Annotated in this window: 19 protein-coding genes; 12 read left to right on the top strand and 7 right to left on the bottom strand. The window is 69.2% G+C overall.

The window, feature by feature from the left end:
* Positions 1–10 precede the first annotated feature (10 nt).
* Genes ACSFBE_RS15845 through ACSFBE_RS15835 form a run of 3 tightly spaced genes read right to left on the bottom strand, consistent with a single transcriptional unit; the run spans position 11 to position 2,235 of the window.
* On the bottom strand, positions 11–802 hold the full coding sequence (locus ACSFBE_RS15845; protein WP_435491353.1) for a BPSS1780 family membrane protein: 792 nt from the start codon (positions 800–802) through the stop codon (positions 11–13).
* Positions 803–812: 10 nt separating this feature from the next.
* Complete coding sequence (locus ACSFBE_RS15840; protein ID WP_435491352.1) at positions 813–1,859, bottom strand: homoserine kinase; 1,047 nt, start codon at positions 1,857–1,859, stop codon at positions 813–815.
* A 7-nt stretch (positions 1,860–1,866) separates the two neighbouring features.
* Positions 1,867–2,235 (bottom strand): hypothetical protein, encoded by a 369-nt coding sequence (locus ACSFBE_RS15835; protein ID WP_435491351.1) that lies wholly within the window; start codon positions 2,233–2,235, stop codon positions 1,867–1,869.
* A 119-nt stretch (positions 2,236–2,354) separates the two neighbouring features.
* Between ACSFBE_RS15835 and polA the strand changes: the two genes are divergently transcribed.
* Genes polA through ACSFBE_RS15820 form a run of 3 tightly spaced genes read left to right on the top strand, consistent with a single transcriptional unit; the run spans position 2,355 to position 7,022 of the window.
* A complete protein-coding gene (gene polA, locus ACSFBE_RS15830; protein WP_435491350.1) occupies positions 2,355–5,171 on the top strand; it encodes a DNA polymerase I in 2,817 nt (938 codons plus the stop codon).
* A gap of 10 nt (positions 5,172–5,181) precedes the next feature.
* A complete protein-coding gene (locus tag ACSFBE_RS15825) occupies positions 5,182–6,084 on the top strand; it encodes a LysR family transcriptional regulator (RefSeq protein ID WP_435491349.1) in 903 nt (300 codons plus the stop codon).
* A gap of 41 nt (positions 6,085–6,125) precedes the next feature.
* Positions 6,126–7,022 (top strand): LysR family transcriptional regulator, encoded by an 897-nt coding sequence (locus ACSFBE_RS15820; protein ID WP_435491348.1) that lies wholly within the window; start codon positions 6,126–6,128, stop codon positions 7,020–7,022.
* On the opposite strand, the gene ACSFBE_RS15815 is transcribed toward ACSFBE_RS15820, so the two are convergent.
* Together ACSFBE_RS15815 and ACSFBE_RS15810 are read right to left on the bottom strand one after the other, a co-directional pair.
* The gene (locus ACSFBE_RS15815) at positions 7,009–7,992 is read right to left on the bottom strand and encodes a tripartite tricarboxylate transporter substrate binding protein (protein ID WP_435491347.1); all 984 of its coding nucleotides are present in this window, start codon (positions 7,990–7,992) and stop codon (positions 7,009–7,011) included. The genes ACSFBE_RS15820 and ACSFBE_RS15815 overlap by 14 nt on opposite strands.
* A complete protein-coding gene (locus ACSFBE_RS15810) occupies positions 7,985–8,839 on the bottom strand; it encodes an amidohydrolase family protein (protein ID WP_435491346.1) in 855 nt (284 codons plus the stop codon). Before ACSFBE_RS15810 ends, ACSFBE_RS15815 begins: the two co-directional genes overlap by 8 nt.
* Positions 8,840–8,950: 111 nt before the next feature.
* On the opposite strand from ACSFBE_RS15810, the gene ACSFBE_RS15805 reads away from it, so the two are divergent.
* The 4 genes from ACSFBE_RS15805 to ACSFBE_RS15790 all read left to right on the top strand — a co-directional run bounded on the left by ACSFBE_RS15805 (position 8,951) and on the right by ACSFBE_RS15790 (position 14,106).
* Positions 8,951–9,307, top strand: a complete 357-nt coding sequence (locus ACSFBE_RS15805; protein ID WP_435491345.1) for a DUF2946 family protein — start codon at positions 8,951–8,953, stop codon at positions 9,305–9,307.
* Positions 9,308–9,402: 95 nt separating this feature from the next.
* Complete coding sequence (locus ACSFBE_RS15800) at positions 9,403–11,754, top strand: TonB-dependent receptor (RefSeq protein ID WP_435491344.1); 2,352 nt, start codon at positions 9,403–9,405, stop codon at positions 11,752–11,754.
* 25 nt (positions 11,755–11,779) lie between these two features.
* The gene (locus ACSFBE_RS15795; protein ID WP_435491343.1) at positions 11,780–12,703 is read left to right on the top strand and encodes a copper chaperone PCu(A)C domain-containing protein; all 924 of its coding nucleotides are present in this window, start codon (positions 11,780–11,782) and stop codon (positions 12,701–12,703) included.
* 110 nt (positions 12,704–12,813) lie between these two features.
* Positions 12,814–14,106 carry a LysR family transcriptional regulator gene (locus ACSFBE_RS15790; RefSeq protein WP_435491342.1) on the top strand — a complete coding sequence of 431 codons (1,293 nt, stop codon included), beginning with the start codon at positions 12,814–12,816 and terminating at the stop codon, positions 14,104–14,106.
* Between the two features lie 10 nt (positions 14,107–14,116).
* Here the strand turns inward: ACSFBE_RS15790 and ACSFBE_RS15785 are convergent, their stop codons facing one another.
* Positions 14,117–15,346 carry a D-amino acid dehydrogenase gene (locus ACSFBE_RS15785; RefSeq protein WP_435491341.1) on the bottom strand — a complete coding sequence of 410 codons (1,230 nt, stop codon included), beginning with the start codon at positions 15,344–15,346 and terminating at the stop codon, positions 14,117–14,119.
* Positions 15,347–15,567: 221 nt separating this feature from the next.
* Between ACSFBE_RS15785 and ACSFBE_RS15780 the strand changes: the two genes are divergently transcribed.
* From ACSFBE_RS15780 to ACSFBE_RS15760, 5 genes are all read left to right on the top strand, one after another.
* On the top strand, positions 15,568–16,446 hold the full coding sequence (locus ACSFBE_RS15780) for a transporter substrate-binding domain-containing protein (RefSeq protein WP_435491340.1): 879 nt from the start codon (positions 15,568–15,570) through the stop codon (positions 16,444–16,446).
* Between the two features lie 13 nt (positions 16,447–16,459).
* Complete coding sequence (locus ACSFBE_RS15775) at positions 16,460–17,230, top strand: aspartate/glutamate racemase family protein (protein WP_435491339.1); 771 nt, start codon at positions 16,460–16,462, stop codon at positions 17,228–17,230.
* 71 nt (positions 17,231–17,301) lie between these two features.
* Complete coding sequence (locus tag ACSFBE_RS15770) at positions 17,302–18,213, top strand: dienelactone hydrolase family protein (protein ID WP_435491338.1); 912 nt, start codon at positions 17,302–17,304, stop codon at positions 18,211–18,213.
* Positions 18,214–18,303: 90 nt separating this feature from the next.
* Positions 18,304–19,194: a ZIP family metal transporter gene (locus ACSFBE_RS15765; protein ID WP_435491337.1), complete on the top strand. Its 891-nt coding sequence runs from the start codon at positions 18,304–18,306 to the stop codon at positions 19,192–19,194.
* Between the two features lie 101 nt (positions 19,195–19,295).
* Positions 19,296–19,541 carry a hypothetical protein gene (locus ACSFBE_RS15760; protein ID WP_435491336.1) on the top strand — a complete coding sequence of 82 codons (246 nt, stop codon included), beginning with the start codon at positions 19,296–19,298 and terminating at the stop codon, positions 19,539–19,541.
* Between the two features lie 76 nt (positions 19,542–19,617).
* Here the strand turns inward: ACSFBE_RS15760 and ACSFBE_RS15755 are convergent, their stop codons facing one another.
* On the bottom strand, positions 19,618–20,100 hold the full coding sequence (locus ACSFBE_RS15755; protein ID WP_435491335.1) for a hemerythrin domain-containing protein: 483 nt from the start codon (positions 20,098–20,100) through the stop codon (positions 19,618–19,620).
* Positions 20,101–20,290: the final 190 nt, after the last annotated feature.

The raw sequence follows: 20,290 nt of genomic DNA, 5'->3' as shown, positions 1-20,290 counted from the left end.
GCGCCAGGCGTCAGTCGATGAACGAGTCCCGGAAGGTGAACCAGGTGCTGGTGAAGAACATGGCCGCCATCACCATGGCGCCGCCGACCATCAGTGCCCCGGCAGCGGCGGTGGCGCCTTCGCCGACGATGGCGGCGAACAGGGTAGCGATCAGGCTCAGCACGATGCCCGAACCGATGAAGACGCCGACCCAGGTCAGGCCGAACACGAACAGCGCACCGAAGTTGCGGAAGCAGGCGACGAAGCTGAAGAAGAGGCTCTTGGCCGGCGGCACGCCGTGCCAGTGCACCAGCGCCGGCGCATGCCAGAAGGCGAGTGAGAGCGGCAGGTACAGCAGCATGGCGATCCACAGCGCGGCCTGGAAATCACCCGCCTGGGCCATTTCGCGGCTCACCGTGCCGCCCATCAGGTAAACCTTGGCGAACTGGCCGCCGTCGGCCAGTGCCGAGATGCCCATCACCACCAGGAAGAGCACCGCGTAGAGCACGCCGAGCACCAGCATCGGCCGCAAGCCGCTGCGCGCGGCCTGCAGGGCCGCCAGGAACACGGTGGCTGCGGGCGGCTTCGCGCCGGCCCCTGCGCGGGCGGCTTCGGCGCTGGCGGCCATGAGGCCGAGCGTCATCGTCGGCAGCAACACCAGCGCGATCGCCGTGCCCACCAGCGGCACCTGCGAGGCAATCGAGATGAGCGCCATGAAGAAGAAGAACAGCGAGACGAAGGCCAGCGGCCGCTTGGCAAAGGTCTGAAGACCGGTGCGGACCCAGACCACGCCGGTGCGCGCCGGGACAATATTCAGTTTCATCGGAATCCGTTCAGGCGGCCAGGGTGGCTGGCACGCACGCGGCGGGCGCAGCCAGAGGGCGCCGCGCGCGTTCGCGCAGCACTCGCTCGAAATGCGTTGGGTCGTGGGCCTGCAACATGCTCGCCTCGCGCGGCAGGTGGAAGTCCCACAGTCGCGAGATCCAGAAGCGCAGGGCGGCCGCGCGGAGCATGGCGGGCAGCAACGCCCGCTCGGCCGCGGTGAGTGGCCGCACGGCCATGTAGGCGGCCAGGAGGGCATCGGCGCGCGCCGCATCGGGCGCGCCCGTCGGCAGGTCGACGGCCCAGTCGTTCAGGCAGACCGCCAGGTCGAACAGCCACGCGTCGGTGCCGGCGAAATAGAAGTCGAAGACGCCGCTCAGTCGCGGCTGGTCGGCGTCGCTGTCCTCGTCGAACATCGCGTTGTCGCGGAACAGGTCGGCGTGCACCGGCCCGCGCGGCAGCGCGGCGTAGGGGGCCGAGGCCGCCACATGGTTCTGGTAGGCCAGCTCGCCGCGCAACAGCGCCGCCTGCGCTTCGTCGAGATGCGGCAGCACCACCGGCGCGGTGTCGTTCCACCAGTCGAGCCCGCGCAGATTGGGCTGCACACGGTCGAAGTCGCGGCCGGCCAGGTGCATGCGCGCGAGCCAGCGGCCGAGCTCGGCGCAGTGCGCGACGCCCGGTGCCAGCACGCTGTGCCCCGACAGCCGCTGCACCAGGGCTGCCGGCTTGCCGGCCACGAGGTGCACCAGCTCGCAGGGTGCGTCGGGCGCCGACAGGCCGGACGCCGCCGAGGGCGGGACGCTGGGGTCGGCCATCGGCGCGGGCACCGGGATGCCGTGCGCCGCCAGATGCTTCATCAAGCAGAGGTAGTAGGGCAACTGCTCGCGGCTCAGCCGCTCGAACAGCGTGAGCACATAGCGGCCCTGCGCCGTGGTGGCGAAATAGTTGGTGTTCTCGATGCCGCCCTGGATGCCGTCCAGCGCCTGCAGGGCCCCCAGGCCCAGGCGCTGTGCGAGCGCGTCCGCTTCGTCGAAACCGACGTCGGTGTAGACCGCCACGCCGGGCTCAGAACTTCATCACGTTCCAGACCCGGGGGCCGTTGCCGCCGCTGCCTGTCTCGCTCGGGCCCTGCCGCTCGCGGCCGCCGTCGTTGGGCAGCACCTGGTAGGACGGCACGTTGGCCTTCGGCTGCACCGTGATGCTCTGGGTCTGACCGCCGTAGCGCACCTCGTCGACCGCCGCGCCGCCGTCCTCCACGTGGATGTTCTCGACCTTCTGGTTGCGTCGTCCTTCGGCCCGGGCCTCGGCTTTCGCAGCGGCCGGCGGCGTCGGGGCGGGCTGCGATGCGGTCTGTGCCTGGACGGCGGCGACCGGCAGGGCGCAGACGAGCGCCAGCAGTGCGCGGGGGAAGAAGGAGTGGAGGGTGGAGGCCATGGGGCAATTGTAGGTGCGGGCCTGCTTTCCCGCTGTCGGCGCGGGGCGTGACAGGCCGTACTGCGGGCACGTACGCCGCGCCGCCCGTGGCCCCGTGTCCGGCCGGGCAAAATGGCCCGATGACCGACAAGAAAACGCTGCTGCTCGTGGATGGTTCGAGCTATCTGTACCGTGCCTTCCATGCCATGCCCGACCTGCGGGCCGTGCCCGGCGATCCGAGCAGCCCCGCGACCGGCGCCATCCGCGGGATGATCAACATGATGCAGTCGCTGCGCCGCGAGGTGCGCGCCGACTACGCCGCCTGCGTGTTCGACGCGCCTGGCAAGACCTTCCGCGACGACTGGTATCCCGAGTACAAGGCCAACCGCTCGCCCATGCCCGACGACCTGCGCAGCCAGATCCCGCCGATCCACGAGGTGGTGCAACTGCTGGGCTGGAAAGTGCTGAACGTGCCGTTGGTCGAGGCCGACGATGTGATCGGCACGCTGGCCAAGACCGCCGCGCTGCAGGGCATCGAGGTGATCGTCTCCAGCGGCGACAAGGACATGAGTCAGCTGGTCGACGAGCACATCACCATCATCGACACGATGAACGGCAAGAAGCGCGATGTGGCCGGCGTCACGGCGGAGTTCGGCGTGCCGCCTTCGCTGATGGTCGACTACCAGACGCTGGTGGGCGACACCGTCGACAACGTGCCCGGCGTCGACAAGGTGGGGCCCAAGACCGCTGCCAAATGGCTGCTGCAGTACGGGTCGCTCGACGCGCTGGTGGCGAATGCGCACGAGATCAAGGGCCAGGCCGGCGAGAACCTGCGCAAGGCGCTCGACTGGCTGCCGCAGGGGCGCCGGCTGGTCACCATCCGCACCGACTGCGACCTGGCCGAACACATCGTCGGCCTGCCCGCGCTCGACGGCATCGCGATCGGCCCGCAGCAGGTCGACGCGCTCAAGACTTTCTATGAAGCCTACGGTTTCAAAAGCCTGGTCAGGACGCTCGAATCCCACGCGGTGCCGCCGGAACTCATCGAGGAGAACAACCGCAAGAAGAAGGGCGCGGCGAGCGACGCCGGCCCCGGCCTTTTCGACGAACCCGCGGTCGACAACCTCGGCGACGAGGCGGCCGAGAAGGCCAGCAACCTGGCCTACGACACGGTCATGACCTGGGAGATGTTCGACGCCTGGCTGGCGAGGATAGAGGCCGCCGAGCTGGTCGCTCTCGACACCGAAACCACCTCGCTCGACGAGATGCGCGCCGAGATCGTCGGCCTGAGCTTCAGCGTGAAGCCCGGAGAGGCGGCGTACATCCCGCTGGCCCACAACTACCCCGATGCGCCCGAGCAGCTGCCGCGCGACGAGGTGCTCGCGCGCCTCAAGCCCTGGCTGGAGAACGGCGCCAAGAAGAAGCTGGGCCAGCACGTCAAGTACGACCGGCATGTGCTCGCCAACCACGGCATCGAAGTGCAGGGCTACGCGCACGACACCATGCTGCAGAGCTACGTGCTCGAAGTGCACCGGCCGCACGGCCTGGCCAGCCTGGCCGAGCGCCACCTGGGCCGCAGCGGTATCGACTACGAAGACCTGTGCGGCAAGGGCGCCAAGCAGATCTCGTTCAGCCAGGTGGCGATCGACAAGGCGGCGGAGTATTCGTGCGAGGACAGCGACCAGACGCTCGACGTGCACCGCGTGCTCTGGCCCCAGCTGGAAGCCGACGAGAAGCTGCGCTTCGTCTACCAGCTCGAAATGGACAGCAGCGAGGCGCTCTACCGCATCGAGCGCAATGGCGTGCTGATCGACGCGCCCACGCTGGCCGCGCAGAGCCACCAGCTCGGCACCCGCATCATGCAGCTGGAGCAGGAGGCCTACGAACTCGCGGGCCAGCCCTTCAACCTGGGCAGCCCGAAACAGATCGGGGAGATCTTCTTCACCAAGCTGGGCCTGCCGGTCGTCAAGAAAACGCCGAGCGGTGCGCCCAGCACCGACGAAGAGGTGCTGGAGAAACTGGCCGACGACTTTCCGCTGCCGGCCAAGCTGCTGGAACACCGCAGCCTGTCGAAGCTCAAGGGCACCTACACCGACAAGCTGGGCCAGCTGGCCAACCCGCGGACCGGGCGCGTGCACACGCACTACGCGCAGGCCGTGGCGGTGACCGGTCGGCTCAGCAGCAACGACCCGAACCTGCAGAACATCCCGATCCGCACCGCCGAGGGCCGCCGCGTGCGCGAGGCCTTCGTGGCGCCGGCGGGCAGCGTGATCGCCAGCGCCGACTACTCGCAGATCGAGCTGCGCATCATGGCGCACATCAGCGGCGACGAATCGCTGCTGCGTGCCTTCACCGAAGGCATCGACGTGCACCGCGCGACGGCGGCGGAAGTCTTCGGCGTCGAGGTCGACCAGGTGTCGAGCGAGCAGCGGCGCTACGCCAAGGTCATCAACTTCGGACTCATCTACGGCATGAGCAGCTTCGGCCTGGCAAAGAACCTGGGCATCGAGACCAAGGCCGCCGCGTCGTACATCGACCGCTACTTCACGCGCTACCCGGGCGTGAAGGTGTACATGGACGAGACGAAGGAAATGGCCAAGCAAAACGGCTATGTCGAAACAGTTTTTGGTCGACGCCTGCAACTGCCTGGAATTCAAGGAGAGAAGGGCCCTCGACTTGCTGCGCTCGAGAGACAGGCCATCAACGCGCCCATGCAGGGCACCGCAGCGGACATCATCAAGCTCAGCATGGTCAAGGTGCAGGACGTGCTCGATGCCGAGCAGCGCGCCACCAAGATGATCATGCAGGTGCACGACGAACTGGTGTTCGAGGTGCCCGAGGCCGAGGTCGACTGGGTGCGCAGCGAGATCCCGAAGCTGATGGCCGGCGTGGCTGACCTCAAGGTGCCGCTGCTTGCGGAATTGGGTGTCGGGCCGAACTGGGACAAGGCGCACTGATCCTTCCGCCATGCGCCTGCGCCACATCGAAGTCTTCAACGCGATCATGCTCACCGGCAGCGTGAGCGCGGCGGCGCGGCTCATCAACATCACCCAGCCGGCTGTCAGCCGCACGCTGCAGCATGCGGAGCTGCAACTCGGCTTCTCGCTGTTCGCACGCACCAAGGGCCGGCTCACGCCGACCACCGAAGCGCTCACGCTGTACCCGCACATCGAGCGGCTGTTCGCGCAGCTCGACGAGGTGCAGCGACTCGCCACCAACCTGCGGTCCGCCGGTGCGGCCGGTGAGCTGCGCATCCTCAGCGTGCTGGCGCTCAGTTACGAGGTGCTGCCGCGCGCGCTCAAGGCCTTCCGCGAGAAGCACCCCGGCGTGGCGGTGATCGTGGAGTCGCTGCATTCGCCGCAGATCATGTCGGCGTTGCTGTCGCAGCAGGCCGATGTCGGCTTCGCCTTCAGCCCGGCGGTGCACCCGTCGCTGCTGCAGGAGACGCTGGCAGACAGCCGCATGGTGTGCATCGCGCCCAAGGGCCTGCTGCCACGCGCGCTGGTGCGCAACGGCTCGGTCGCCTTGCACGATCTGGTCGACGTGCCGGTGGTCGGCCTGGACAACCGCGATCCGGTGGGCACCAGCCTGAGCCAGGCCTGCCGCCAGGCCGGCGTCGGCTTCCACCGGGCGGTGGTCACGGTGCAGACCTACCACGCGGCGCTCGCGATGGCGCATCACGGGCTGGGCGTGGCGCTGGTCGACGGCTGCACCGCCGGGTCGGCCGACCGGGCCAAGGTCGACGTGCTGGCGCTGGAGCCGCACATCCCGGTGCCGGTGCGGGCCTTGCGCCTGGCCGGGCGGCCCGATTCCGTCGCGGTGCGGGCGATCACGCAGGCCATGCGCGAAGCCATCGAAGCGATGGCCTGAGCGTCGGCCGGGCCGCGCGCGTCCCACTCGATAATCCATCGATGGACACCCGGCAAATGCGTTGCATCGTGGCGATCGCCGACAGCGGGAGCCTCACGCGTGCGGCCGAAAGCCTCGGTCTGGCGCAGCCGGCACTCACGCAGACCCTTAACCGGCTCGAAGCGGAAATCGGTACCCGGCTCTTCACACGTTCGCGCCGCGGCGCCGTGCTGACGGAGGCCGGCCACGCCATCCTCGACGATCTGCGCGCCAGCCTGGCCTATGGCGACATGGCATTGGCACGGGCCCGCGCCATGGGTGCGGGCGAAGGCGGCGAGCTGACCATCGGCTTCGTCTCGCATGCCCTGTACGAAGTGCTGCCGCAGGCGCTGCGGCGCTTTCGCGCGGCTCACTCGGCGGTGCGCTTCCGCTTGCGCGAGATGAGCAATGCCGAACTGGTCGAGGCGCTGGAACGGGGCCGCATCGACGTGGCGTTGCTGCATCCGCCGGTGTCGGTCGGCGTGCCGGTGCACGAACTCAAGCTCGGCGCCGAGGCAATGATCGCCGCGCTGCCTGCCGGCCATGCGCTGGCCGAAGACGGCTGCGTATCCCTCGCCGACGTGGCTCGGCATGGCCTCGTCTGGTTTCCCGAGCAGCAGGTGGCCGGCCTGCGCAACGTGATGCTCAGTGCCATCCGCAGCGCCGGCCATCAGGTGGCGGTGGTGCAGGAGGCCAATCGCACCCTCACGGTGCTCGCCGCGGTAGCGGCGGGCCTGGGTTGGTCGCTGCTGCCGCGCTCGGTGCGGGCGCTGCGGCACGAGGGCGTGCGCTATGCCGACGTGCGCGATGGTGCCTGCCTGCCGTCGTACGAACTGGCGGCGATGTGGCGTGCGCGTTCGCGGCCCGCGTTCGCCGATGCTTTCGCCACGGTGCTCCGGGCAGGGATCAGTCCAGGCTGATCCGGTTCTCCTTCGCGAGCTTCGTCCACTTCTCGATCTCGGCGCGCCGGAAGCGCTCCAGCTCTGCCGGGCCGGAGCCGATCACCTCGGCGCCCATGGCCTGCAGCCGGTTCTTCACTTCGGGCTCCTGGAGCACGGCGGCCAACTCGGTTGCCAATCGTTCGACCACCGGTGTCGGCGTCCCGCGCGGCACCAAGATCGCGTTCCATTCGTAGACCTCGTAGCCCTGCAGGCCTGACTCGGCGACGGTGGGCAGCTGCGGCAGCACCGGCGAGCGGCTCTTGCCCGTCACCGCGATCGCACGCAGCTTCTCGGCCTGGATGTACGGCAGACTCGACGCCAGGCTGGCGAAGAACACCGGCACCTGGCCGGCCATCACGTCGGTCAGTGCCGGGCCGCCGCCCTTGTAGGCGACATGGGTCATGCGCACCCCGCCCATGGTCTGAAACAGTTCGCCGGCCAGATGCTGCGCCGAGCCGTTGCCGGACGAGGCGAAGTTGATTTCGCCGGGTTTGGCCTTGGCCTGGGCCAACAGGTCCTTGACGCTGCGGTAGGGCGTCGAGGGCGTCACCACCAGCACGTTGGGCACCTTCACCAGCAGCGACACCGGCGCCAGGTCGCGCAGCGTGTCGAAGGGCATCTTGCTGCGCAGCGCCGGGTTCTGCGCATGGTTGGATGCGTCGAGTAGCAGCGTGTAGCCGTCGGCCGGACTCTTCGCGACCGCATCGCCGCCGATGGCGCCGCCGGCGCCGGCGCGGTTGTCGACCACGACCGGCTGGCGCAGCCGCTCGGACAGGCGCGGTGCGATCACGCGGGCCACCGCGTCGACGGTGCCGCCCGGCGGATAGCTCACCACCAGCTTGATCGGCTTGGCTGGCCAGCCCTGGGCGGCTGCCCAACCCGTGGCGCACAGCCAGGCGGCGGCGGCGCCGAAGCCGCGAAGCCGGCGCAAGGTATCGGATCTAGTCATCGTTGTCTCCTGAGGAAAAGCGGAACAAGCGACACGGGGTGTCGACGAGGATGGTTCGCCGCGCGGCGGCATCGGGCACCCAGTCGGCCAGCGCCGAGAGGCTGCTCGAAAAAGTGGCGAGCTCGCGGTGCTGGGTGTGGGGCCAGTCGCTGCCCCACACCAGCCGTTCGGGCCCGAAGGCGTCGACGAGCCGCGCGGCGGCCGCCCGGGCCGGGGCGTGTGCCGCGGCCGGCCAGTTGCGGTAGGCGGCCGAGAGCTTGACCCAGGCGCGGCCGCTGGCGGCGGCTTCCAGCAGCCAGGGCAGGCCGGCATCGGGTGCGCCGGCCGCGTCCGGCCGCCCGAAATGGTCGACCACCAGCCGCCCCCCACTGTCCAGCACTGCCGCGCCGACGGACGCGAGCGCGGCGAGTTCAACATGCACCTCGACATGCCACCCCAGCGCGCGCACCCGTGCCAGCAGGTCGGCCCAGGTGCCGCTGCGCAGGTCGGGCACGGCGGCACCGAGCAGGTTGAGACGGATGCCGCAGACCCCGTGCGCGTCCAGCCGCTGGAGCGCGGCGTCGTCGATCGAGGGCGCGACCACCGCCACGCCGCGCAGGCGCTGCGGGAAGGCATCGAGCGCGGCCAGCAGGAAGCTGTTATCAGTGCCGAGAAAGCTCGGCTGCACCAGTACCGCATGCGAGACGCCATGCGCGTCGAGCAGGGCCAGGTAATCGGCCAGCGAAGCGTCGAGGTCGGGCGAATGGCGGCGCGCTGGGGCCAAGGGCAGATCGCGGCGAAACACATGCGCATGGCTGTCGACGGCGGTCACCGGCGGGTCGATGGCGGGTTGGGGAGGAATCGTCATGGCGTCTGGGCGTTGGCCATGGAGTATCCGGAACGGCATCGCCGCACGTCAGCACCTGCGCGTTCCATTGGCATAAGCGACGCTTATGGTCGGGCCGTCATAATCGAGCCCATGTCCACCCTGCGCCACCTCGCCGTCCTGCACCGCTGCGTGCTGGCGTGGTTCCTGTTGTCGCTGGGTGTGGCCGTGGCCGCGCCGGTGGTGCATCCACAGGCGATGGAACTCGTGTGCTCCGCGGCCGGCGCGATCAAGGTGATCGTGCAGACCGACGACGGCGCGCAGGAACTGGCCCCCAGCCACATGGACTGCCCGCTCTGCATGCTCGCCGGCGCACCGCCACCCACCGCACAGGTGGCGCTGCCCGCACCGCTGCCGCTGGCGCGTGCGGTGCAGTCGATTCCCGCGGCGCACATCGCCGCCGCCACCGCCGCGCCGTTACCGGCGCGCGGGCCTCCTTCTTTCCTCTGACCCTGCATTCGACGGTGTAGCGCAACCCCGCACGGCGGGCGTTGCTGCGCATCTTTCGCATCGAGGCGGCACCGCGCGTGCCGAGGAGACTCCTCTTGAAGAAGCGTGTTCTTTCGCTGGCGCTGGGCGCCGCATTCCCCTGGCTGGCACTGGCCCAGCCGTCCGTGTCCGAGGAGCGGCCGTCGCGCAGTGCGGACGCCGCCGGTGCGCCCGAGCGCAGCCGATCGCTCGGCGTCGTCACCGTCACCGGCGGCCAGCCGACCTCGCTGCCGACGCAGATCCCCACCACCATCGAAGGCGTGACGCGCGAGGAGATCGAGACGCGCATCAACGCCACCGACAGCGAGGACGCGCTGAAGTACCTGCCGAGCCTGCTGGTGCGCAAGCGCTACATCGGCGACTACAACCACGCGATCCTGTCGACACGCGCCTCGGGCACCGGCAACAGCGCGCGCTCGGCGGTGTATGCCGACGGCATCCTGCTGTCGAACTACCTGGGCAACGGCATTGCCAATGGCAGCAACTTCGCGCCGCGCTGGGGCATGGTCACGCCCGAAGAGATCGAGCGCGTCGACGTGATGTACGGGCCGTTCTCCGCGGCCTACCCGGGCAACTCGGCCGGCGCCGTGGTCGACTTCGTCACGCGCATGCCGACGCAGCTGGAAGCGCATGTGAAGGCCGGCTATTCGTCGCAGCCCAATGACCTCTACAACACCCACCGCACGTTCAACAGCTGGCAGACCAGCGCGTCGCTCGGCAGCCGAAGCGGCGACTGGTCATGGTGGATCGACCTGAACCGCACCGACAGCCGCGGCCAGCCGCTGACCTTCGCGACGGCCACGGTGGCATCGGGCACGCCGGGCACGCCGGGCTCGGCCGGCGTGCCGGTGACGGGCGCGGTGCGCGCGCTGAACACCACCAACACGCCGTGGTACATCCTCGGCGCCGGCACGCGGTACCACACGGTGCAGGACCACGCGAAGCTCAAGCTGGCCTACGACCTGACGCCGACCGTGCGTGCCACGTACACACTGGGCGTGTGGCAGAACACCTCGGAGGGTCGGTCGGAAAGTTATCTGACGAATGCAGCCGGTGCGCCGGTCTACAGCGGCCCTGTCAACATCAACGGCCGCAGCTACACGCTCGGCGCCACCGCCTTTCCGCTGACCAACGATGCGCAGACGCACGTCATGCACGGCCTGTCGGTCAGGAGCCACACGCAGGGCGAGTGGGACTGGGCGCTGGCCGCGAGCCTCTACGACTACGCCAAGGACCAGCAGCGCGCCGCCACCGTCGCGCTGCCGCTGGCCGCCGTTGGCGGCGCCGGCACGCTGCAGGACCAGGACGGCACCGGCTGGAACACGCTCGCGGCCAAGGGCACCTGGCGGCCACAGGGCGTGGGTGGCGCGCACATCGTCGACTTCGGCATCGGCCGCGATTCGTACAAGCTCGCCATCCGCAAGACCAACGTCGCCGGCACCTGGCTCGACGGCACGCCATCGACATGGGTCAGCAGTGTCGGCGGCCGCAGCGAGACCGCCAACCTGTGGCTGCAGGACGCCTGGTCGTTCGCGCCGAAATGGAAGGCGGTGCTCGGCCTGCGCTACGAAGACTGGCGCGCCAGCGACGGCCACACGTCGACGGCGACCAGCACGCTGCGCTACGCCGACCGCAGCGAATCCGATGTCTCGCCGAAGGCCGCGCTGGCGTATCAGCTGGCCAGCGCCACGGTGCTGAAGGGCTCGGTCGGCCGATCGGTGCGCTACCCGACCGTCGGCGAGCTGTACGGCGCCACCTCGGGCGGCGCGCTGTCCTTCATCAACGACCCGACGCTGAAGCCGGAGAAGTCGTGGACCGGCGAGATCTCCCTCGAACAGGACATGGGCACTGGCCTGGCCCGCGCCACGCTGTTCCACGAGACGACACGGGATGCGCTGTTCAGCCAGCTCATCCCCAACTCGACGGTCTCGCGGGTGCAGAACGTCGACAAGGTGCGCACCCACGGTGTCGAACTGGCCTACACCGGACAGAACGTCGGCCAGAGCATCGGGTTGAGGGGCCTCGACGTGGGCGGCAGCCTGACCTACGCCGACGCGAAGACCGTGGCCAACGCGGCCTTCCCGGCCAGCGTCGGCAAGTGGCAACCGCGTGTGCCGCGCTGGCGCTCCACCGTCTACGCCACGTACAAGCCCGATGCGCAATGGGCCTTCACCGTGGCGGCGCGCTACAGTGGCCGGCAGTACTCGAACCTCGACAACAGCGACGTGAACGCCGACGCCTACTTCGGCGCCAGCCGGTACTTCACCGTTGACCTGCGCGTGCGCTATCAGATCGACAAGCAGTGGTCGGCCGCCTTCGGCATCGACAACGCCAACAACGCGCAGTACTGGAACTTCCATCCCTACCCGCAGCGCACCTACACCGCCGAACTGCGCTTCGACCTGTGACCCGATCCACTTCCAAGGAAAGAACATGACCCACCTCTACCACCCCCACCGCCCCCACGTCCTCTCGCGCCTGGCGCGCCTGGCGCGCCTGGCGCGCCTGGCTTTTGCCACGGCGCTCCTGGCCGGCACCGCCGCCATGGCGCATGTCACCTTGCCGCCCGGTGGTGCTACCGCTGGCAGCGACTACGAGGCCGCCTTCCGCGTCGGCCACGCCTGCCAGGGCGCCCAATCGACCACCGGCATCACGGTGCAGCTGCCGGACGGCTTCAACTTCAGCGAAGCCCAGGCGCGCAAGGGCTGGGCGCTGAGCGCCAGCGGCCGGGAAGTGGCCTGGAAGGCACAGTCGCCGACCGATGCGCTGCCGGCCGCCGAACGCGCCGAGTTCATCGTGCGCGGCAAGCTCACGAACAAGCCCGGCCCGCTGTACTTCAAGGTGCTGCAGACCTGCGACAAAGGCAGCGCCGACTGGGCCCAGTTGCCGGCGACCGGGGCCGAGAAGCTGGCGTACCCGGCGGCGCGGCTCGACGTGCTCGCGCCGGGCGTGGCGGCGGTCGAGGTGCGCGATGCCTGGGTGCGGCAGACGGTGCCGGGCCAGAGCGGCACCGGTGCCTTCATGAAGCTCACCGCGCCCGCCGGCGCACGGCTGGTCGGCGCCTCGACACCGGTGGCCGGCGTGGCCGACGTGCACGAGATGAAGCTCGACGGCGACACCATGCGCATGCGCGCGGTGCAGGGCGGCCTCGCATTGCCACCGCGCCAGACCGTGGAGCTCAAGCCGAGCGGCTACCACCTGATGCTGACCGACCTGAAGCAGCCCTTGCCCAAGGGCAGCAGCGTGCCGATCACCCTGCACTTCGAAGATGCCAAGGGAATGAAGACGACGCTCGACCTCACGCTGCCGGTCGGTGCGCCCGAGGGCGCTGCGGCCGAGAGCGGCCACAAGCACTGAGCGGCCGAACGCCGCGGCGTTCGGCCGCGTTGCCCGGTCCTCCGTCTCTTTGGTGGCACTAGGGTTTCCCGGGGCTCCACCGAGATGCTCCCGGGACGAGAGTGGACGTCGTGGATGAACCCGTTGCGACGCACAAAGTGATCGACCGTTGGGACGGTGCGGCGCTGGGCATCAATTTGCGGCATCTGCGCGCGTTCTCGGCCGTGGCATCGGCCGGCAGCATCGCCGGCGCTGCCGAGGGGCTGTGCCGCGTCGCCTCGGCGGTCACGCGATCGGTGCTTCAGCTCGAGGCGGCGCTGGGCCATTCGTTGTTCGAGCGCGGTCCGCGCGGGGTCGCGCTCAACGCCTACGGCAAGCTGGTGCTGATGCGCGCGCGCCGCATCGAACGCGAGTTCGACGAGGCGCGGACGCAACTGGTCGCCCGCGGCGGCATCGACAGCGCGGTGGACCTGGCCTCGCTGTTCACCGCCATCCTGAACGGCCGGCGGCTGGCGGTGATCGCAAGCCTCTCGGAGAGGCGCAGCGTGCCGGCGGTCGCGCGCGAGTTCGGCATCACGCAGCCGGCCATCGGAACTGCGCTGAAGGACCTGGAGCATGGCCTGGGCGTCGCACTGTTCGAACGCAGGTCCGGCGGGCTCGTCGCGACCCCGGCCGGCGGCATCGTGGCCTTCTACTTCAAGCGGGTGCTGGCCGAGTTGCGGCACATCGGCCCGGACATCGCGGCCAGCGAAGGCACGCTGCAGGGCAGCGTGCACGTCGGTGCATTGCCCATCGGACGCACGCGAATCCTGCCGATGGCGATCGCCGCGCTGATCGCGCGGCATCCGCGCGTGCACGTCGTGACCGTCGAGAACCCGTACGACGCGCTGGCGGCGTCGCTGCGCAGCGGCGACATCGACTTCATCCTCGGCGCGCTGCGCAGCGAGGACGAGGCGGTGAACCTCGAGCAGCAGCCGCTGTTCGATGACCGCATCTCCATCATCGCCCGCGCCGGCCATCCGCTGGCGGGTGTGCAGCACATCGACTTCAACCGGCTGCGTGAGGCGACCTGGGCGCTGCCGCGGCAGGGCTCGCCCTTGCGAGAGGGAATCGAGCGCTTCTGCGCCGAAGCCCACGAGTCGCCACCGATTCCCGCCGTCGAGACCGGCGACCTCGCCGTGCTGCGCGGCCTGCTGCTCGAAAGCGACATGGTGACGGCCATCTCGCCCCACCAGCTGCGCTACGAGATCCGCGACGGCAGGCTGGTGGTGCTGGACTTTCCGCTCGACCGCACCCGTCGCCGCATCGGGCTGACGCAGCGCCTCGGTGCGTTGCCGTCGCCCGGCGCGCGGGCGCTGATGCAGGAGGTCCGTGCCGTGATCGCGCGCTCGCCGGACTTCCTGCCGGCCCGGGCAGCGCGCTGAGCGTCAGCGCTCAGGCGGCGGCCGGGGAGAGCGCCCGCAGCGCTTGCCCCACCTTCAGCGCCGAGCCGAAAGCCAGTGTGAAGCCCAGCGCGCCGTGGCCGGTGTTGAACACCACGTTCGCCGCGGTGCCGGGCCGCCGGCCGATGATCGGCAGGCCGGTCGGCGTGGCCGGGCGCATGCCGGTCCAGGGCTGCGGGTCGTCGAAGCGGTCGATCTGCGGGAAGACGGCGCGGGTGGCCGCGATCAGCGTGTCGATGCGATCCGGCGGAATGCTCCCGTCGTCCCCCACCAGTTCGGCCATGCCGGCCACCCGCAGCCGCGTGCCGATGCGTGCGAACACCACCTTGCGCGCGCTGTCGGTCACGCTGACGCGTGGTGCGGCGCCGGGCGCCTCGTCCACGTCGACGGTGATGCTGTAGCCCTTCAGCGGATACACCGGCACCGAGGTGCCCAGTTGGCGTCCGAGCCGGTGCGATGCGGTGCCCAGCGCGACGACGAAGGCGTCGGCCTCGATCGGCTCGCCCTCGGTGTGCACCGCGACCACCCGGCCCTGGCGCTCGTCGAAGCCGCGCACCTCGGTGCCCAGGACGAAGCGCACGCCCCGTGCGCGCAGGGCCCGTTCGAGTTCCCGGCAGACCTTGAGGCAGTCGGCCGCGCATTCGCTGGGCGTATGGACGGCGCCCGCGATGTGCTCGCGGTAGCCGGCCAGGGCTGGCTCGATGGCGATGCACGCGTCGGCGCTCAGCACTTCCTGCACGCTGCCCAGTGCGCGTTGAAGCGCCACCTGCTTGCGCGCCACCTCGACGCCCTCCGCACTCTGGTAGACCACCAGCTTGCCGGTGGCGGAGAAGTCGCAATCGGGCGCGATGTCGGCGCGCATCGCCTCGAAAGCAACACGGCTCGAGGCCGCGAGCGCCAGCAAGGCGGCGGTGCTGTCGCGCGAGGTCTGTGCGTTGCAGGCGGCCAGGAATTCGATGCCCCAGCGCCACTGCAACGGGTCGAGCTGCGGTCGCAGCTTGAGCGGCGAATCGGCCGACAGCAGCAGCTTGGGCAGTTGCGCCCAGATGGCCGGGTCGGCCAGCGGCTGCACATAGGAGTAGCTCAGTTGGGCGCCGTTGCCGCCGCTCGCGCCAGCGCCGGGCGTGGCCCGGTCGACCACCGTCACCCGATGGCCTTCGCGCTGAAGATGCCAGGCGGTCGCGAGGCCCACGATGCCGGCGCCGAGCACACAGACGTGCATGAAACGCTTTCTTCCGATGCTGCGCTGCAGCGATGGCGCGACTCTAGATCGGAGGCGTGGGCCGAGGAAATGCCGAAAGCGGGGTCACCCATAGCCGGAAGGCATGCCCTGCACAGCACATAACTTTTGGACATGACCCTGGGTGCAAAAGGAATGGTGGACTTCAGTGAACAAGTTTTTACACTGGCCGTCTCACCGTCTCCATTGCCGAAAGGGCTCGCATGAAACTCTCCGTACTGATGGCCGCCGTTCTCCTGACCGCCACCGGCGCCCAGGCCGCCGACACGCTGGCCAAGGTCGCGTCGTCGAACAAGCTCACCATGGCCTATCGGGAATCGTCGGTGCCGTTCAGTTACCTGGACGGCCCGAGCAAGCCGATCGGCTTCTCGGTCGAGTTGTCGAACGCGATCGTGGACGCGGTGAAGAAGAAGCTGAACAAGCCGAACCTCGAGGTCGCCTGGATGGCGGTCACCTCGCAGAACCGCATCCCGCTGCTGTCCAACGGCACGGTCGATGTCGAGTGCGGCTCCACCACCAACAACAGCGCGCGCGGCAAGGATGTCTCCTTCGCGATCAACCATTTCTACACCGGCACCCGGCTGCTGGTGAAGAAGGCCTCGGGCATCAAGAACTACGCCGACCTCAAGGGCAAACAGGTGGCCATCACCACCGGCACGACCAACATGCTGGTGGTGCGCAAGTACAACGAAGAGAAGAAGCTGGACATCGACATCCTGGCCGCGAAGGACCATGCCGACGCGCTGCTGCTGGTCGAGAGCGACCGTGCCGTCGCCTTCGCGATGGACGACATCCTGCTGTACGGCCTGCGCTCCAACTCCAAGGCCCCGGCCGACCTCGAAGTGGTGGGCGACGCGCTGCAGGTCGAGCCCTATGCCTGCATGCTGCCCAAGGACGACCCGCAGTTCAAGGCGCTGGTCGATGGCGTGATCACCGGAATGATGAAGTCGGGCGACTTCGAGAAGCTCTACAACAAGTGGTTCCTCGGCCCGATCCCGCCGAAGGGCCTGCCGATCGGTCTGCCGATGAGCCAGGAGCTCAAGGACAACATCAAGACCCCGTCGGACAAGCCGGCGACCTGATCGGAATCCAGCCATGACGCAGGTGGTCGGGATTCTGGGCGGCATGGGGCCGGCGGCGGGCGCCGACTTCGTGCGGCTCTTCGTCGACGCGTGCGCGCAGCACATGCGCGCCGTCGGCGAGCCGGTGCGCGACCAGTCCTTCCCCGAGCACTGGCTGGCGCAGGTGCCGGTGCCCGACCGCAGCGGCGCGCTCGAACGCCCGGGCGAGGGCGCGCACCAGCCGCTGGAGCCGATGCTGCAGGCGCTGGGCCGGCTGGCGGCACTCGGCAGCCGTGCCGTCGCCATCGCCTGCAACACGGCGCATGCCTGGCATGCCACGCTGCAGCAGCGCTTTCCGCAGATCGAGCTGCTGCATGTGGCGCGCGAGGTCGCGAGCAGCCTGGCGGCGCAGGGCCACACGCAGGTGGCGCTGATGGCCACCGAAGGCACCTACCGGGTGCGGCTGTACGAGCAGGCGCTGGCCGACGCCGGGCTGCAGTGCCATCTACCGCTGCCCGACGAGCGCGCGCTGGTGATGCGCGGCATCTACGACGGCGTGAAGGCCGGCGACCTGCGGCTGGCCGAAACCTGCTTCTCCGAGGTGGCGCTTCAGCTGTCGCGCCGCCACGGCGATGTCGCCATCATCATGGGCTGCACCGAGGTGCCCCTCGGACTGCAGGGCAGCACCGCAGTGCAGGGCCTGACGCTGGTCGACCCGGCCCGCGTGCTGGCCCGCGCGCTGGCGAATCGCGCCTACGCGGGGTCATCTCCTCACAGCATGCCGGGTTTCGCCGGAATCGCCTAGATTGCGCCGTGCGCCCGTTCGGGCGCACATCTTTTTCGCAACCTCCCCAGGCCGATTCCACAGGAGCGCCCATGCCTTCTTTCGACGATTCCCGCCCCGACCTGCAAGCCGATTTCGATTCGCTGCGCCCCGGCGACAGCACCCCCCAGGGCGCGACGCGCCGCACGGCGCTGAAGGCCGCGCTCGGCGCCGGCTATGCGGCGGCCACGCTGCCGATCTCGGCGCAGACGGCGATCAGCACGTCGACCGATGGTCTGCAGGCCGGCCCGATCAAGTACACCGTCAACGGCTTCCAGGTGCCGGCCTATGCGGCCGCGCCGTCGGGCAAGACCGGGCTGCCGGTGGTGCTGGTCATCCAGGAAATCTTTGGCGTGCACGAATACATCGCCGACGTCTGCCGACGCTTTGCCAAGCTCGGCTACCTGGCCATCGCACCCGATCTGTACGCCCGCCAGGGCGACGCCAGCAAGTACACCGAGATCCCGAAGCTGATGGGCGAGGTGGTGTCGAAGGTGCCCGACGCGCAGGTGATGGCCGACCTCGATGGCGCGCTTCAGTACGCGGCCGTCAACGGCGGCGACATCTCGAAGGCCGGCATCACCGGCTTCTGCTGGGGCGGGCGCATCGTCTTGCTCTATGCGGCCACCGGCAAGGTGAAGGCGGGGGTGGCCTGGTACGGCCGACTCGTCGGCCAGCCGAGCGAACTGACGCCCAAGCACCCGGTCGATGTCGCCACTCAGCTCAAGGCCCCGGTGCTCGGCCTCTATGGCGGCAAGGACCAGGGCATCCCCCTTGACACGGTTGATAAGATGAAATTGACCTTGGCCAGCGGCTCCGACGCGGCCAAGGCATCGCAATTCGTCGTGTACCCGGATGCGGGCCATGCGTTCCATGCCGACTACCGGCCGAGCTACCTCAAGGAAGCCGCCGACGATGGTTGGCGCCGGGCCCAGGCCTGGTTCAAGACGCACGGCGTCGCCTGACGCCGCCCCGGCCGGGCGGCGTCCGCCCAGGTGCACGACGCGCAACCGCCCTTCGGGGCGGTTTTTGTTGGGGTATTCGAAGAAGCACATATGAACCTGTTGATCATCCTCGTGGCCACGCTGGTGGCGGGCATCGGAAGCGTCTGGGTGGCGGCCCTGCTCATGCGCGTCGGCGTGCGCAGCAGCGGTGGCGTCAATGCGCAGCATCTGCTGAGCCTGGCGGCCGGCGCGCTGCTGGCGACCGCTTTCATGCACCTGCTGCCCGAAGCCTTCGAAAGCGGCATCGAGCCGGCCTGGCTGTTCGCGACCCTGCTGTTCGGCGTGGTCTTCTTCTTCCTGCTCGACAAGGCCGAACTGTGGCACCACGGGCACGAACACCACGCCGGCCCGCACGGCCATGCGCACGATCACGACCATGGACACGCGCACGCCCATGCACCGCGCGCCGGTGGCTGGGCCGTGCTCACCGGCGACAGCGTGCACTGCTTCGGCGATGGCATCCTGATCGCGTCGGCCTTCGTGGCCGACCTCCGGCTCGGGCTGGTGGCCGCGCTGGCGGTGCTGGCGCATGAAGTGCCGCACCACATCGGCGACCTGGTGGTGCTGCGCCAGATGTCGGCCACCTCGAAGGTGGCGCTGGTCAAGGTCTCGCTGGCCGGGACGATGACGGCGCTGGGCGGCCTGGCGGGCTGGTGGCTGGTCGACCAGCTGCATGGCTGGCTGCCGTATTTCCTCGTGCTGGCGAGCAGCAGTTTCATCTATGTGGCGTTGGCCGACCTGATCCCGCAACTGCAGAAGCAGCTGCCTGCGCGCCAGACCCTGGCGCAGATCGTGTGGCTCGCGGCCGGCATCGTGCTGGTCACGGGGGTGAGCCGACTGGCCCATGGCGGCCATGCCCACGACGACAGCCACGATCACGCCCACGACCACTCGGCGCACACCGCGCCGCACAAGGCACAAGCGCACGACCGCAAGGATTGAGGCACGCAATCGGCGCGCGACGGGGCTGTGCCACGGCGCTGTTGCATCGGCGGCCGTTGAGGTGCAGCATGTGGCATCGATTGCCTGCAGGGAACCTGCCCATGAACGCCACCGCGCCCCCGCCCCGCCATGCCTTGCCGCCCCTCGAGGAGGTGGAGGACATCGACGACGACACCAGCGTCGAGAGCTTCGATGTCGGCGACGTGGATACCGACGATGCCGACACCGAAGGCCCCGACCTGCTGGCCGAGGAAACGGGCATCGACCTCACCGATGCGAGCGAGCTCGATGCCGACAACGTGACCGCCGACGAAGAGCACGACCGCGTCGTGCAGGCGCCCGACTGAGCGGGGCGCTGACGCACGAAGGGCCCGACCCGCGGGAACGCGGACCGAGCCCTCGGCGATCGGACCCGAGGTCCGATCAGGCGGCCGCTTCGAGGTCGGCCAGCAGTTCTTCCTTGCGCGTCGCCAGCTGTTCCTTCAATGCGACCAGGTCCATCTTCGACTTGCGGGCCTTCTCGAACATTTCTTCGCGCTCTTCACCCACATGGTGGTCGATGTACTCGCCCAGCACGATGACCTTGGCGTTGAAAAGGGGTTCGTCGGCCTGCATGCCCTCGATCTGCGCGATCAGTTCCTTCGCGCTCGCGTGCTCGACGGTCGCTTCGTCCAGCAGCGGATCGTCGTGGAGGGCAGCCCGCGCTGCCGGGTAGAAAATTTCCTCCTCGATCTGCGCGTGCACGGTGAGTTCGCGGCAGATCTGGTCGGCCAGCGCCTTGCGCTCCTCGGCGGGGCCTTCGGCCTCGGCCAGCTTGTTGAATTGCTGGAACAGCTTCTTCACGGCGATGTGGTCGGCGTCGAGCAGGTCGACGGCGTCGTTCTTCTTGGCAGGTGCTTTGCTCATGATGGATCCTTCGTTTCGTGGGTGGTGGTGTTTTTCGCCGGCGCCCGGAGCAGGTTGAAAATCTGTTCCGATCCGTGCGTCGCGGACGCAGCGTAGGAATCGTCCCCTGCCGCGAATGTGGGTGCCCGCGGGAAGCGGGCGTAGGACGATCGCGACGGGGCCGCGTCCTGCCCGTTCAGGCAGGTGTCGG

This window comes from Variovorax sucrosi, from assembly GCF_051216635.1.
Taxonomy (GTDB): Bacteria; Pseudomonadota; Gammaproteobacteria; order Burkholderiales; family Burkholderiaceae_C; genus Variovorax.
The sequence above is the reverse complement of the archived record's forward strand: the minus strand, read 5'-3'. Positions and strand labels throughout refer to the sequence as shown.